The 14,039-nt window shown below is 37.3% G+C and carries 16 protein-coding genes and 1 pseudogene; 8 read left to right on the top strand and 9 right to left on the bottom strand.

The window, feature by feature from the left end; all coding sequences use genetic code 11:
• Positions 1-23 precede the first annotated feature (23 nt).
• A pseudogene (locus tag F7888_RS16235) lies at positions 24-634 on the bottom strand (biotin transporter BioY).
• A 171-nt stretch (positions 635-805) separates the two neighbouring features.
• On the opposite strand from F7888_RS16235, the gene F7888_RS16240 reads away from it, so the two are divergent.
• The 5 genes from F7888_RS16240 to F7888_RS16260 all read left to right on the top strand — a co-directional run bounded on the left by F7888_RS16240 (position 806) and on the right by F7888_RS16260 (position 2,895).
• The gene (locus F7888_RS16240) at positions 806-1,075 is read left to right on the top strand and encodes a phage holin family protein (RefSeq protein ID WP_318246310.1); all 270 of its coding nucleotides are present in this window, start codon (positions 806-808) and stop codon (positions 1,073-1,075) included.
• Between the two features lie 71 nt (positions 1,076-1,146).
• A complete protein-coding gene (locus F7888_RS16245) occupies positions 1,147-1,386 on the top strand; it encodes a YueH family protein (protein ID WP_191781216.1) in 240 nt (79 codons plus the stop codon).
• A gap of 99 nt (positions 1,387-1,485) precedes the next feature.
• A complete protein-coding gene (locus tag F7888_RS16250) occupies positions 1,486-1,635 on the top strand; it encodes a hypothetical protein (protein ID WP_191781218.1) in 150 nt (49 codons plus the stop codon).
• A 211-nt stretch (positions 1,636-1,846) separates the two neighbouring features.
• Positions 1,847-2,473, top strand: coding sequence for a DedA family protein (locus tag F7888_RS16255; protein WP_191781220.1), 627 nt, complete (start codon positions 1,847-1,849; stop codon positions 2,471-2,473).
• Positions 2,474-2,511: 38 nt separating this feature from the next.
• Positions 2,512-2,895, top strand: coding sequence for a hotdog fold thioesterase (locus F7888_RS16260; RefSeq protein ID WP_191781344.1), 384 nt, complete (start codon positions 2,512-2,514; stop codon positions 2,893-2,895).
• Positions 2,896-2,918: 23 nt separating this feature from the next.
• Here the strand turns inward: F7888_RS16260 and F7888_RS16265 are convergent, their stop codons facing one another.
• Positions 2,919-4,139 (bottom strand): ROK family transcriptional regulator, encoded by a 1,221-nt coding sequence (locus F7888_RS16265; RefSeq protein WP_191781222.1) that lies wholly within the window; start codon positions 4,137-4,139, stop codon positions 2,919-2,921.
• 207 nt (positions 4,140-4,346) lie between these two features.
• Here F7888_RS16265 and F7888_RS16270 point away from each other — a divergent pair, with 207 nt between their 5' ends.
• Genes F7888_RS16270 through galT form a run of 3 tightly spaced genes read left to right on the top strand, consistent with a single transcriptional unit; the run spans position 4,347 to position 8,082 of the window.
• Positions 4,347-5,519 (top strand): galactokinase, encoded by a 1,173-nt coding sequence (locus F7888_RS16270; protein ID WP_191781224.1) that lies wholly within the window; start codon positions 4,347-4,349, stop codon positions 5,517-5,519.
• Positions 5,520-5,538: 19 nt separating this feature from the next.
• On the top strand, positions 5,539-6,531 hold the full coding sequence (gene galE / locus F7888_RS16275) for a UDP-glucose 4-epimerase GalE (protein ID WP_191781226.1): 993 nt from the start codon (positions 5,539-5,541) through the stop codon (positions 6,529-6,531).
• Positions 6,532-6,558: 27 nt separating this feature from the next.
• Positions 6,559-8,082, top strand: coding sequence for a UDP-glucose--hexose-1-phosphate uridylyltransferase (galT, locus tag F7888_RS16280; RefSeq protein ID WP_191781228.1), 1,524 nt, complete (start codon positions 6,559-6,561; stop codon positions 8,080-8,082).
• A 34-nt stretch (positions 8,083-8,116) separates the two neighbouring features.
• Here galT and mnhG read toward each other — a convergent pair whose 3' ends face one another.
• Genes mnhG through F7888_RS16315 form a run of 7 tightly spaced genes read right to left on the bottom strand, consistent with a single transcriptional unit; the run spans position 8,117 to position 13,862 of the window.
• Positions 8,117-8,473 (bottom strand): monovalent cation/H(+) antiporter subunit G, encoded by a 357-nt coding sequence (gene mnhG, locus F7888_RS16285; protein WP_191781230.1) that lies wholly within the window; start codon positions 8,471-8,473, stop codon positions 8,117-8,119.
• Positions 8,457-8,741 carry a Na(+)/H(+) antiporter subunit F1 gene (locus tag F7888_RS16290; RefSeq protein ID WP_191781232.1) on the bottom strand — a complete coding sequence of 95 codons (285 nt, stop codon included), beginning with the start codon at positions 8,739-8,741 and terminating at the stop codon, positions 8,457-8,459. The genes mnhG and F7888_RS16290 overlap by 17 nt, the downstream gene beginning before the upstream one ends.
• Positions 8,741-9,217 carry a Na+/H+ antiporter subunit E gene (locus F7888_RS16295; protein WP_191781234.1) on the bottom strand — a complete coding sequence of 159 codons (477 nt, stop codon included), beginning with the start codon at positions 9,215-9,217 and terminating at the stop codon, positions 8,741-8,743. The genes F7888_RS16290 and F7888_RS16295 overlap by 1 nt, the downstream gene beginning before the upstream one ends.
• A 5-nt stretch (positions 9,218-9,222) precedes the next feature.
• The gene (locus F7888_RS16300; protein ID WP_191781236.1) at positions 9,223-10,704 is read right to left on the bottom strand and encodes a Na+/H+ antiporter subunit D; all 1,482 of its coding nucleotides are present in this window, start codon (positions 10,702-10,704) and stop codon (positions 9,223-9,225) included.
• Complete coding sequence (locus F7888_RS16305) at positions 10,697-11,038, bottom strand: Na(+)/H(+) antiporter subunit C (protein ID WP_191781238.1); 342 nt, start codon at positions 11,036-11,038, stop codon at positions 10,697-10,699. The genes F7888_RS16300 and F7888_RS16305 overlap by 8 nt, the downstream gene beginning before the upstream one ends.
• Positions 11,038-11,460 (bottom strand): Na(+)/H(+) antiporter subunit B, encoded by a 423-nt coding sequence (locus F7888_RS16310; RefSeq protein ID WP_191781240.1) that lies wholly within the window; start codon positions 11,458-11,460, stop codon positions 11,038-11,040. Before F7888_RS16310 ends, F7888_RS16305 begins: the two co-directional genes overlap by 1 nt.
• Positions 11,457-13,862, bottom strand: a complete 2,406-nt coding sequence (locus F7888_RS16315) for a Na+/H+ antiporter subunit A (RefSeq protein WP_191781242.1) — start codon at positions 13,860-13,862, stop codon at positions 11,457-11,459. Before F7888_RS16315 ends, F7888_RS16310 begins: the two co-directional genes overlap by 4 nt.
• Between the last annotated feature and the right edge of the window lie 177 nt (positions 13,863-14,039).

Below are 14,039 nucleotides of genomic sequence, written 5' to 3' on the forward strand. Positions count from 1 at the left end.
GCTTCCTATCTGGAGGCTCTCTTTTACGACTTATACACTAAGCGATGGAACGATGATCTGTACGCTGAACCCTCCTGGTTGCACGATAAATTCTTGGTGCAATGAAAGCCCCAAATAAAGTGAAAATCATATCCTTTACCCCAAACCAGAGCATCACCAACCAAGTAGCTCCATAGCTCATATCAATTTGAAGCCATAGATTTAATGAGAGGTACATATAGTTCGTCCCTACTAAATAAATGATAATGATCCCGACAAATGAAGCTGTGACGAAATGCCGCAAATTCGGTTTAACGTTAAATTCCATCATTTTTCCAACGACAAACGCGGCTGGAATATAAGAGAGCACAAAGCCTCCAGTACTTCCAAGTAAGACCCTAGGACCAGCAGAGAATTCAGCAAAGACTGGCGCTCCTGCTAATCCAATGAACATATAAACAGTCATTGATAAGGCTCCTAGTCGACTCCCAAGTAATAATCCTGCTAGAATCGCAAAAAAAGGCTGCATTGATAAAGGAACACCCGCAATCTGTAAAAATGGTGCCCAAGAAGTAATATTTGCGCCAATAGCCATTAATGCAACAAACATCCCGGCAAGTGTTAAATCAAGTGTTTGATAACGTCTTTTATTCATCAACATATATGTAAACCTCCGTTAGTTTCTAGTTAACAAAAGAATAAAACAAGTACGGTATTTATGTCAACTTAAAATTATTTAAAGTTGACATAAAAAAGACAAGTTATTTCTCTTCGAAGTTATTTTCTCTGCTCATCAGCGATACATTAGTATGAGGGAGGGATGAGCGTGGAAGAACTAATTGGAATTGAGTATACTGCCTATGTGGCGTTAGCTGTCTTGCTTTATGCAATTAGACAAGCAACCGGAATATCAAATAGATATATTCCGTTAACAGCAGTCATCCTAGGAATTGCGTTTGCGATGTTAGAATATGAAACATTCAATTACGATGTCTTGCTAGAAGGAATTAAATATGCATTATATGGGGTTGGAACGGTTGCAACTGTGAAGTATTTATTTGTTAAGAATATGAGAGAAGAAGAACGTACAGAATAACGATTCCTTCAACTAGAACTAAATTCTAGATTGTTATATAATCAAGAAACAATAATACTGAAGGTGATCTAATGAAAATTCGAAAAGCAATAATTAATGATACAACAGAAAGCATTTATCTTTACGAAAATAAAAAAGAAGAATATACATTAGTTGCTGTACCTGTTGTAGAATGGTCAACTATAATTCCATATGATGAAGAAACACAATCAATAAAAGAACGTGTAGGAAATTCCCTTGCGAATTTGTTAGCAGCTGAAACAGCGAAATCTCTAACAAGCAAAATCACTCATTGGGTTCGTGAAATGTAAATAATTGCTGTGAAAAATAAAGTCCTGAACAAGGGCTTTTTTTTTAGCATGAAAGTAAAAAAATGTGGAATAAATAAAAGTAGGAGGAGGTTTATCTATATGGACAAAGAAAAAATAGAACGTTCATTTGTTGAGACTGTTAGTCAAGAGGAACACGTAAATCAACTTGATCCAGAAATGGATTTACGTAATATTAACTTTGCAACAGGCGAAAATAAATATCTAAATGAAAATCAGGATCTATTATAAATGAACATATGAGAAACAATATTAGACCTTCATAATCTATGGGGGTCTTATATGTTGTCCTTCCCCAGAAGGTGGTATCCCTCATGAAAGACCTTCATATTTTCCCACAATTCGGTAGCTGGAAACATGAATTTGTTCGCTGCTCGTAGTATAATAGAAGAAATATTAATTCAATTTTTCTTCTATTTTCAGATCAGAAAGAAGGGGTAAAATGGAACTTGAGACCATCATTGCCCATATTGAAGATTATGGTTATTTCGGTCTGTTTTTGTGGTTATGGCTTGGAGTACTTGGCATTCCTATTCCAAATGAAGTGATTACGATGTCTGTTGGTTATGCATCCTCCTTGGAGATTCTTGATCCATATTATCTATTTGCTTGTACGTTTTTAGGATTAGTAGCAGCTAATACAACTAGTTATCTATTTGGAAGGATAGCTGGTACACGTGTTCTTGCAGCATTAAAAAAAAGAAAATCCACAGAGAAAACACTCAATCGGGCGTTACGTCTAAATAAGAAATATCGAATTTTTGCTTTAGTGGTAAGTTACTTTATTCCAGGTCTTCGTACAATGGTTCCTTTATTGTTTGGAATCAGCGGACTCAAGTTCTATAAGTTTGCCTTGATTTCATATATCACCATTTTAGTTTGGGCAACCAGCTATTTTGTTTTAGGGAGCATTCTAGGGGATCAAATCTATCTGTTGTTAGATACAAGAATTCATGTAATCGTGAGTGTACTACTTACAATTTTCTTCATTTATGTAACAGTCTGGATGTATATAAGATCTAAAGGCAGAGGGAAGTTAAAAAGCACGGGTGAAGTATACCGACAATAAAGCGCTTAATTAAAAGGAGAATGAAAGTGGACCTACCAATTAATTTAACCAATTCATTAATAGAAACATTAGGAATCAAAATTGTTGAGCTATCAGAGGAAAAAGCGATAGCGACAATGCCAGTTGATGATCGCACAAGACAGCCGTTTGGAGTATTACATGGTGGAGCTTCAGTTGCATTAGCAGAAACAATTGCAAGTATCGGGACGTATCATCTTCTTGATCAAAAGAAGGAATATTGTGTTGGACTTGAAATCAATGCAAACCATATTAAGTCAAAAAAAGACGGCATTGTTAAAGCTGTTGCAACGCCGTTACATAAAGGAAGAAAAACGATGGTATGGGAGATTAAAATTGTCGATGAACAGGAACGTTTAGTTTGTGTTTCAAGATGTACAATGGCGATCCTACCTATTCAATAAGTAACCCCTCGATTATTGAGGGGTTACTTCATTGATGTAGGTGAGAAGAGATGTTCTAGGATGAGTGTAATCGCTCCAATAGCTGTCGCATTATCGGCAAATTCGGATAATCGAATTTCAGTCTTTTTGGCAGCTTGAGTTAACACACGTTGTTCAATCGTTTCAATAATGCTATCCAATATAAGATGTCCGGCCTTTGATACACCACCAGCCAAAACGATTTGTTGAGGATTGATAATATGAATTAAGTTTGTTAATCCAATCCCGATATAACGACCAGTTTGCTTTAGGATTTCCAGACATAATGTATCTCCCTTTTTTGCTGCTTCATACACTAGTTGTCCATCAATTTGATCTAAGTCATTACCTACCATGTCAGTAATCAGACTTGATGTACCCATCGCTAATTCTCGTTTTACCCTTTCAGCAATAGCTGGTCCTGCTGCAACTGTTTCTAGACACCCATAATTACCACAGCTACAACGTGCACCCCCGATGTCGATCGTCATATGTCCAATTTCACCTGCAATAAAATGTTCTCCGTGGAAAAGCTGTCCACCGATGATAACACCTGCTCCAATTCCTCTCCCAATATTAACCGTAATGGAATGATTGTACTGTGTACGCTTTCCAAACCACATTTCTCCAAGTGCCATCACTCTTGCATCATTTTCAACAAAAACAATTGTATTAAATTCCGATTCAAGCTCCATCTTAAGAGGGATATGACGTAACTGAAGACTTGGTGCATATAACGACTCACCAGTGTCAACTTTTACGACACCGTGCATTCCAATGCCGATCCCGATTAATTTCTTTGAATCAGATTGATGAACGTCAAGAATCATATTTATTTGTTGCTTTACTACGTCTAACAAGCCTTCATTTGTGACAGGGAATGGAATGGGTTCAATGAAGGAAGTGAGGATTTCACCTGATAAATCTGTTGAAATGGAACGTAAATACTTTGGGCCAATATCAAGACCAATCAGGAAAAAACCATTTGAGTTAATAGAAAGAAGTGTAGGTTTGCGACCACCACTTGATTCTCCTTGGCTGATTTCCACAACCAATTCAGTTGTAAGTAGTTCTTTGACAATATTACTTACTGTAGGGGGGCTTAATGTTGTTTCCTTAGCTATATCTGCCCTTGAAATTGGGCCGTCTACCCTAATTTTATTTAAAATGATTGAGCGATTCAGTGATTTCATTAACTGAAAGCTTCCTCTTTGCCCTTGCTGCATCCTAATTTCCACCTTTGTCATGATTATATTTTTTTATTATAGCATAACTTAATTAATTTAATTAATAAAAGAATGGGTCGATAGGTTATTTTTCATCTATTTTAATAAAACAATTGCTAGTTATTTGAAATGATATTATAATGAACACAAGAACTTAATTAATTAAATTAACAAAGTATTAAGCATATACATGAAGGAGGAAAAATGATGTTACAACAACTTAAAAGCGATTTCATAAAAATATTTGGTGGTCATGAGAATGTAAAAGCATTCTTTGCGCCAGGAAGAGTTAACTTAATAGGTGAGCATACTGACTATAATGGTGGTCATGTATTCCCATGTGCGTTAAGCGTAGGTACTTATGTGATTGCAAGACGAAGAGAAGATACAAAGGTAAGATTGTATTCTACAAATTTTGAAGAAATTGGTGTAATCGAAGTGGATCTAGAGGATCTTGCTTATAATGAAAAACATGACTGGGCCAACTATCCTAAGGGAGTATTAAAGATTTTCAAAGATCAAGGGTTGGAAATTGAAAATGGATTTGACGTATTATTTTTCGGGAATATTCCAAACGGTGCAGGGTTATCATCATCAGCTTCAATTGAATTAGCAACATCTGTTATGCTAAACACATTGTTTGACCTTGGTGTGGAAATGGTAGATATGGTCAAGTACAGTCAAAAAGCTGAAAATGAATATATCGGCGTAAGTTGTGGGATTATGGACCAATTTGCGATCGGTATGGGGAAAACAAATCACGCAATCCTGTTAGATTGTGATACATTAAAGTATGAGTACAGTCCAGTAGAACTTGGTGAAGCAACACTTGTTATTGCGAATACAAACAAGCGACGCGGACTTGCTGATTCTAAATACAATGAACGTCGCTCAGAGTGTGAACGTGCTCTTGCTGACCTTCAAACTGAGCTAGCAATCTCTTCATTAGGTGATTTAACAATTACTGAATTTGAGAAGAACAAGGATCTTATTAAGAATGAAATTGACCGTAAACGTGCAGAGCATGCCGTCTATGAAAATGAGCGTACAAAGAATGCCGTTGTTTCATTAAAGCAAGGTAATATCAAAGGGTTTGGTGAGTTAATGAACCAATCACATATCTCATTAAGAGACCTTTATGAAGTAACAGGAACAGAATTAGATGCATTAGTTGAATCAGCATGGAATGAAGAAGGAGTCATTGGTTCTAGAATGACAGGAGCCGGCTTTGGTGGTTGTACAGTGAGTATTGTTGAGAATAGCGCTGTTGAACGCTTCATTGAGAATGTTGGCAAGACGTACAGTGAAAGAACAGGACTTCAAGCTGACTTCTATATTGTAAGTGTAGGAAACGGAGCTTCAGAAATTACATTATCTTAAAAAGTGGAGGGAATAAAACATGGCTGTTTTAGTATGTGGTGGAGCAGGTTATATCGGAAGTCATGCAGTGGCAGATTTAGTAGCAAAAGGTGAGGAAGTAGTTGTCGTTGATAACCTTCAAACAGGTCATAAAAATGCTGTATTAAACGGTGCAACACTTGAAATTGGTGATTTGCGTGACCTTGCATTTCTTGATGAGGTTTTTACAAAGCATAGCATTGATTCGATCATGCATTTTGCAGCAGATTCATTAGTAGGAGAAAGTGTTGTTGATCCGCTAAAATATTATGATAACAACGTTAATGGGGCACTTTGCTTACTGAAAGCGATGGTGAAGCATAAGGTTGAACGTATCGTCTTTTCTTCAACTGCAGCAACGTATGGTGAACCAAACTCAATTCCAATTGTTGAAAGTGATCCAACGATTCCAACGAATCCATATGGTGAAACGAAGCTAGCAATCGAGAAAATGTTGAAATGGGCAGAGCAAGCATATGGAATTAAATACACCATCCTTAGATATTTCAATGTAGCTGGAGCTCATACTGTAGAGGATATTGGAGAAGATCATCAGCCAGAATCTCACCTTATTCCAATTATCCTTCAGGTTGCATTAGGTCAGAGAGAGGATATCAAGATTTTTGGTGATGATTACCAAACTCCAGATGGCACATGTATCCGTGATTATATCCATGTAAGTGACTTAGTCGCTGCGCATATCTTAGCGATTGAAAAATTACGTGCAGGTGGAGAAAGTGATATCTATAACTTAGGGAATGGTAATGGTTTCTCTGTTAAAGAAGTAATTGATATGGCAAGAAAAGTGACAGGAAAAGAAATTAAAGCAACAATTGCTCCACGTAGAGCAGGTGACCCAGCAATGCTTGTTGCTTCATCAGAAAAAGCACTTGCTAAGCTTGGGTGGAAGCCTAAGCATGACACATTAGAAGAAATAATTGAGACTGCATGGAAATGGCACCAAAATCACCCCGAAGGATATGGAGATAAATAAAAAACGTTCGGGAAGAGGGACTGAATTATGATGAATCATATTTATGAAAACATACAGCAACTTCTCTTATTTGGGGTTAAAAAGGGATTAATCGAACAAGAGGATATGATTTTCACAAGAAATCAAATCCTAGAAATACTAGAGATTGAAGAATGGAAGGATGTCGTAGAAGATCTACCAGAAGTTGAGACTGATACACCAGCTCCCTTCCTTGATTCCATTCTAGATTGGGCTGCGGAAAATGGGAAGCTAGAAGCTAACACGGTAACTTATCGTGATTTATTAGATACAAAGATTATGGGCTGTTTCTTGCCCAAGCCTTCTGTTGTAAATCGTACCTTTGCATCCTTATATGAAAAAGAGGGACCAGTAAAGGCAACTAAGTATTTATATAAATTATCTCAGGAAAGTCATTATATTCGAATGGATCGAATCGCGAAAAATGACCATTGGTTCTCACCAACCGAGTATGGAGATATTGAAATCACCGTTAATTTATCTAAGCCTGAGAAGGATCCGATTGCGATTGCAAATGCAAAGAATGCAAGTCAATCAACTTATCCTAGCTGCTTATTATGTAAAGAGAACGTAGGTTATGCTGGCCGAATCAATCACCCAGCAAGACAGAATTTACGAACGATTCCCGTTGAATTAGGGAAAGAAGCATGGTATCTACAATTCTCACCTTATGTGTATTACAATGAGCATGCCATCGTATTTTTAGGTGAGCATTTACCGATGAAAATTTCGAAAAGAACATTCGATATTCTGTTGGAATTTGTTGAGCAAATGCCTCATTATTTCCTAGGGTCAAATGCTGACTTACCGATTGTTGGTGGGTCAATCTTAAGTCATGATCATTACCAAGGTGGTCATCACGATTTTCCTATGGCAAAGGCTGAGATTGAAACTGAATTCACATTTAAGGATCATCCAAGTATAAAAGCGGGTATTGTTAAATGGCCAATGTCTGTGATTCGATTACAAGGTGAAGACAGACACGAGCTTAGTGAGTTAGCTGAGAAGATCTTAACTAAGTGGAGAGGCTATAGTGATGAAAGTGTTGGGATTCATGCAATGACAGGTGATGTCCCTCATAACACGATTACACCAATCGCAAGAAGGAGAAATTCACTATTTGAGATTGATTTAGTTCTTAGAAATAACCGAACAAATGATGAGCATCCACTAGGAATATTCCATCCTCATGCAGAGGTTCACCATATTAAGAAAGAGAATATCGGTTTAATTGAGGTCATGGGGCTTGCAGTTCTTCCAGGGAGACTTAAGGACGAATTACAGCACCTTGGAGAATTAATGCTCCACGATCAATTCCAGGAAGAAATCAAGAAGAATGAAGACATTGAGAAGCATTTAGAGTGGGCAATGGCGATCAAAGAAAAGTACAGTGAGATAAATGAATCAACGATTGATGAAATTCTTAAGCAGGAAGTTGGACTAGTGTTCTCTGAAATCCTTGAACATTGTGGTGTCTACAAACGAACTGAACAAGGCAAAACTGCGTTCATAGACTTTCTTCAAACAATCTAACAAAAAACCGCCAATCGGCGGTTTTTTTGTATGTCTATTTACTTTGAGCTTTTTGTTTCTTTGCCTTTAACGCATCCTGACCGCTTTTTTCCCAAAGTGGTACTCCGGAATTATAGGCAGCTCGACTAATTAAATGACCAGCAACTGGCGCAGTGACAAAGACAAAGATGATTCCAAGAACCAATCTCGCATTCATATGTCCGTCCTCAACCCAGAAGAATAGAAAAGCAGCAGTAAGAATAAGTAAGGTACCTAATGTTGCTCCTTTAGATGCAGCGTGGTTTCTTGTATAAATATCGGGTAGACGAATTACACCAATCGCACCAACGAGATTTACAAATGCTCCAAGCACAATGACAGCAGCAAAAATGATTTCAAGATTCTCTTTCATTCTCAATGATAACTCCCTTCTCTAAAAACTTTGAAAAGGCGACAGTACCAATGAAAGCTAAGATACCCAGTAATAAGATGACTTCCAAAAAGGCCTGTGTTCTTAGTACAACACAAGTAATTGCAGTCATACCAATTAAGTTAATTCCAATGGCATCTAGAGCAACAACGCGATCAGGAGTCGTCGGGCCTTTAATCACACGATAGACAAAGCCCAGAGTCGATAACGATAAGAGTAGTAAACCAATATTTAAGAGTACATTAATCATTATCGGCTCACCTCCTTAATTGCTTTTTCAAACGAATTCTTTATTCCTTCAATCGATTCCTCAACGCTCTGCAAATCCATCGCATGGATATATAAGGTTTTTCGATCATCAGATATATCTAGCACGAGTGTTCCTGGTGTAAGTGTAATTAGATTTGCGAGCATAGTAATTTCCCAATCCTTTTCTAAATCAGTAGGCAATGCGAAAATCCCAGGAGTCATATCTAATTTAGGTCTTAAAATGATTTTGAAAATCTCAATATTTGATAGGATTAACTCTTTGATAAATAGCAAGACAAGCTTAATAGCTGCAATCACATTTAATAAATAAAAACGTTGTGGGAAAAAACGTCTCATCATAAAAATCATGAGCAAACCAGCCAAATATCCTCCGAATAGGGAGCCGACAGTAAATGAATTTCCTAGAAACATCCAGGTGAACGCTAGGAATATATTTAGTAATAATTGTAATGCCATAGTATCTACTCCTTTAAAACTGCATCGATATAGATAGAAGGGTTCATCAATGTTTCAGCAGCTTCATTGAAGTATGGTAAGAACCATTCTGCACCTAAACCGAGCGCAATTGATAGTGAGAGAAGGAGAGCGGTTGGTAAGATAAGGCCTTTGGTCGTTCCTTTTTCCTCTTGTATACTTAGTTTTGTTTCTCCCCAAAATCCGTTCATGAATATTTTCATAACAGAATACAAAACAAGTAAACTTGAAAGTAAAACAACACCTGCTAAAATGTAATCCCCATTTTCAAGACTACCTTGAACAATCAGTAGCTTCCCAACAAATCCACTTAAAGGTGGAATACCAGCGATTGTCACAACAGCAATGAAAAACAACCAACCTAAGACTGGATGATTCTTAATTAATCCACCCATCTTCTTTAAATCAAATGTGCCAGACAGGATAGCCATTGCACCAACAAGGAAGAAGAGAGCACCTTTTACAATCATATCGTGAACAACATAGAAGATTGACCCAGCAAGAGAAGTAGTTGACATTGTCGCTACCCCAATTAAAATCACGCCGACAGCAGTCATAATGTTGTAGATGATAATTTTCTTCACGTCCCAATATGCAACCGCACCGATGACACCAACAACTATCGTTAACGCAGCTAACACAGAGATGATTGTATGTGTAAAGGCTGTATCATGATGGAAAATAAGTGTAAACACTCTCGTGATTGAATATACCCCAACCTTTGTTAAAAGAGCACCGAATAGAGCAGTTATAGCTGTCGGTGGTGCTTGATATGAGCCTGGTAACCAGAAGAATAATGGGAAAATAGCTCCTTTTAACCCAAAGACAATTAAGAACATAACAGCAATGACAGTGAGAAGTCCAGTTTGGCCAGATTCACTGATCTTCTGTGATAAATCAGCCATGTTTAACGTTCCGGCCACTCCGTAAAGTAAAGCAACTGCTGCAACGAATAATGCAGAAGAAATGATATTCACAAGAATGTACTTAATCGATTCTCTTAACTGAACTTTTGTTCCTCCAAGCACGATTAAGACATAGGAAGACATAAGCATAACTTCAAAGAATACAAATAGATTGAACAAGTCTCCAGTCATAAATGCTCCAAACACACCGACCATTAAAAATTGAACAACTGGGTAGAAATAAAATCTTTCACGTGGCTCCCCAATAGTTCTAAAGGCAAACAAGAGAGTAGCTAGACTAACGATACTTGCTGTTAACACTAAAAGTGCTGCAAGCATATCAGCTACTAAGACAATCCCATAAGGTGGATTCCAGTTACCGATTTGAAGTGTCTGGATTCCACCAGTGAATACAGATTGTACTAAAATGGCAGAGACTACAATAGTTGCGACTGATGCAATAACACTTATCCACTTTTGCAAGGGAATATTATTTTTGAAAAATATGAGCACAATCCCTGTGACAAGCGGGATAAGTATTGGTAGAATGACAAAATTATTCATGACGATCATTTCCCCTCAAATTATCCATGTTGTCCGTTCCAAGCTCCTTGTAAGAACGATAGGCAAGAACTAAAAAGAAGGAGGTTACTCCAAAGCTAATAACAATAGCTGTTAAGATTAAAGCCTGTGGTAATGGATCAGAATACGTTGGGGCTTCCTCACCTAGTAGTGGTGCAGCTCCGCGTTTTAATCCACCCATTGTCAGAAGTAATAAGTGTGCTCCATGACTTAGTAGTCCCGTGCCAATAATGATACGTAATAAGCTTTTTGATAGTATTAAATAGGTTGCAGCTGTAAATAAGATTCCGATAACAAAAGACATTAAAATTTCCATTATTCATCCTCCCCGATCGTTTGAATAATGGTCATCGTTACACCAATAACCACAAGATATACACCAATATCAAATAGAACGGCAGTAGCAAGCCCTGTATGACCTAATATTGGGATATCGAAATATCCGAAGGTATGGGTTAAGAATGGAACATCAAATAGAAATGCTCCCATTCCGGTTAATACAGCAATCAATAACCCAAGTGCTGCCACCTTGATAAAATCAAACGGAAAGATTTTTTTAACTGTTTTTGCATCAAAGGCTAATAGCAGCAACACTAGTGCCGCAGCAGTCATCAAACCTCCTATAAATCCTCCACCAGGAGTATAATGTCCCGCAAAGAAGAGGTGAAGAGAGAAAGCAAGAATGATGAATATCGCTATTTTCGTGATGGTTTGTAGAATTAAGTCGTTTGTCTTCATCCTTCTTTCCCCCTTGTCAGACGTAAACGAATCATCGCAAAGATTCCAAGTGCGGCGATTCCAAGTACAGCAATTTCAAATAGAGTATCAAAGCCACGGAAATCAACAAGGATTACGTTAACCATATTCTTACCACCAGCTTCTTTGTAACTTGCTTCAACAAAATAACTTGAAATCGATTCAAATAGTTTTGAGCCATTTGCAGAAAGAGCAAGTAGCGTAACTAGCGTACCAACACCTAAAGAAATAATTAGGTTTGGTAAACGGAATTTCAGTGATTTCGGTTTAATCTGTAGCTCTGGTAAGTGATAGAAGCAAAGCAAGAACAGGGCTACTGATACTGTTTCAACTATTAATTGTGTAAGTGCTAAATCAGGTGCTCTAAATAATACAAAGAATAAGGATACACTGTACCCAACAACACCTAGAGAGATGATCGATGTTAATCTTGATTTTGCAAACAGAATAGTAATGGTCCCTGCTAACAATACAAGCGTTAGAACCACTTCATATATACCAATCGGTGCACTGTTTGTTGTTGTAAATGCGAATGCATCCTTTACAAATAACGCACTCATTAGCAACACAATCATGAAGGCAAAGATCATCACTAAATAGTCGCGAATAAAACCAGTCATATAAAACTTGTTGATTTTAAATGATGAACGCTCTAATGCAACTAGCCCTCCATCATACAAATTGTTAAGTGTAAGTCTCTTTGGAAACAAGTCATATACCTTGGACCATTTTAAAAGACTAATAAATAGAAGAGTTCCAATTGCAATAACACCTATCGTCATAAATAATTCAGTGTTCCAACCATGCCAATAATAGATATGAACATGATATGACCCATTCTCACCTAAAAGACTTGGCTGAATCGCGGCCATTGCCGGTTCAATAATTGATTGAGATAGAATATTTGCAAATGGACCGAAAATAATGACGAGTGAAGCCAAGATAATTGGTGGAATAAGCATACCAATTGGTGCTTCATGTGGTTTAACGTCTAATTTCTCAGGTTGATATTTTCCAGTAAATGTCTTGAATACAAGAATCATACTGTAGATAAACGTAAAAATACTTGCAATCCAAGCAATGATTGGGAACAATGCACCCCATGTTTGCATATTGAAAATATCAAGTGAAGCTGCATTCACAACTCCAGTGAAGAACATTTCCTTACTCAAGAATCCGTTGAATGGTGGGATTCCAGCCATTGCAAATGATCCGATAACAGCGAGTGTGAACGTAATCGGCATGATACCCATTAGTCCGCCAAGCTTTCGTATATCTCTTGTCCCTGTTTCATGGTCAACAATTCCGACAACCATAAACAAGCTTCCTTTAAAGGTAGCATGGTTAATCAAATGGAATACCGCTGCTACAGTTGCTGCCATATAGATATTTTTGTCTAAGTGATCGTAATGCAGTGCAGCTGATCCAAGTCCAAGTAAGGACATGATCATCCCGAGCTGACTGATTGTTGAGAAGGCTAATATTGCCTTTAAATCGGTTTGCTTAACAGCAGTGAATGAACCCCAGAATAGGGTGATAATCCCGACCGTTGATACAATCCAAAACCATTCTGCTGAGCCTGCAAATATAGGACTTAATCTTGCTACAAGATAAATCCCAGCCTTAACCATTGTTGCAGAGTGCAAGTATGCACTAACAGGTGTAGGAGCTTCCATTGCATCTGGTAACCAAATGTGGAATGGGAATTGTGCAGATTTAGTAAATGCTCCAAGTAGAATTAGTAACATTGCTGGAATGAATAGCGTATGTTCAGGAAGTGTTGCTACTTGTGAAATCATTTCGCGGATACTAAACGTATTCGTCATAATTGACAGTAAGATAAAACCTGCAAGCATGGATAATCCGCCAAACACAGTAATTAACATCGATTTCTGTGCACCATATCGTGATTTTTCACGTTGATACCAATATCCAATTAGTAGGAATGATGACAAGCTCGTTAGTTCCCAGAACGTATATAGAACAAGTACATTATCTGATAGAACAACACCCAGCATCGCACCCATGAACATGAGTAGGTACACATAGAAGTTATGAATGGCTTCTTTGTCTTTTGACAAGTAGTAAATGGAATATAGAATAACGAGGGAACCGATACCTGTAATTAATAGTGCAAATAATAGCCCCAAGCCATCTACATAAGCGACAAAGTTAATCCCAATCGATGGAATCCATCCAACTGATTCAATGATATTTCTACCATTCATGGTATCACCTATGAACTGGAAGAAATAAATGAATAGTAGGATTGGCAGGATTAGGACAAACCAGCCAGTATGTATACTTCGAAACTTCTTATAGAAAAGTGGTACAAATAAAGCCATTATAAATGGTGATAAAATGGCCCAGTGTAACAATGACAAAAGTATAACCCCCTTGTATTTTTAAAGTATAAAAATTCATTTTTTTGTTTGTTTTTGATGCACTAAGTGAATAGTAACCTAATGGTAGCAAAACTTATTATATACCATAGGTTTATTTCTTGCATGCATGCTATCTTATAGTATCTACCAATTTTATCAAAGTTATTAAATATGTAG

The sequence above is a fragment of the Litchfieldia stipae genome, from assembly GCF_014837155.1.
Classification (GTDB): Bacteria; Bacillota; Bacilli; order Bacillales; family Bacillaceae_L; genus Litchfieldia.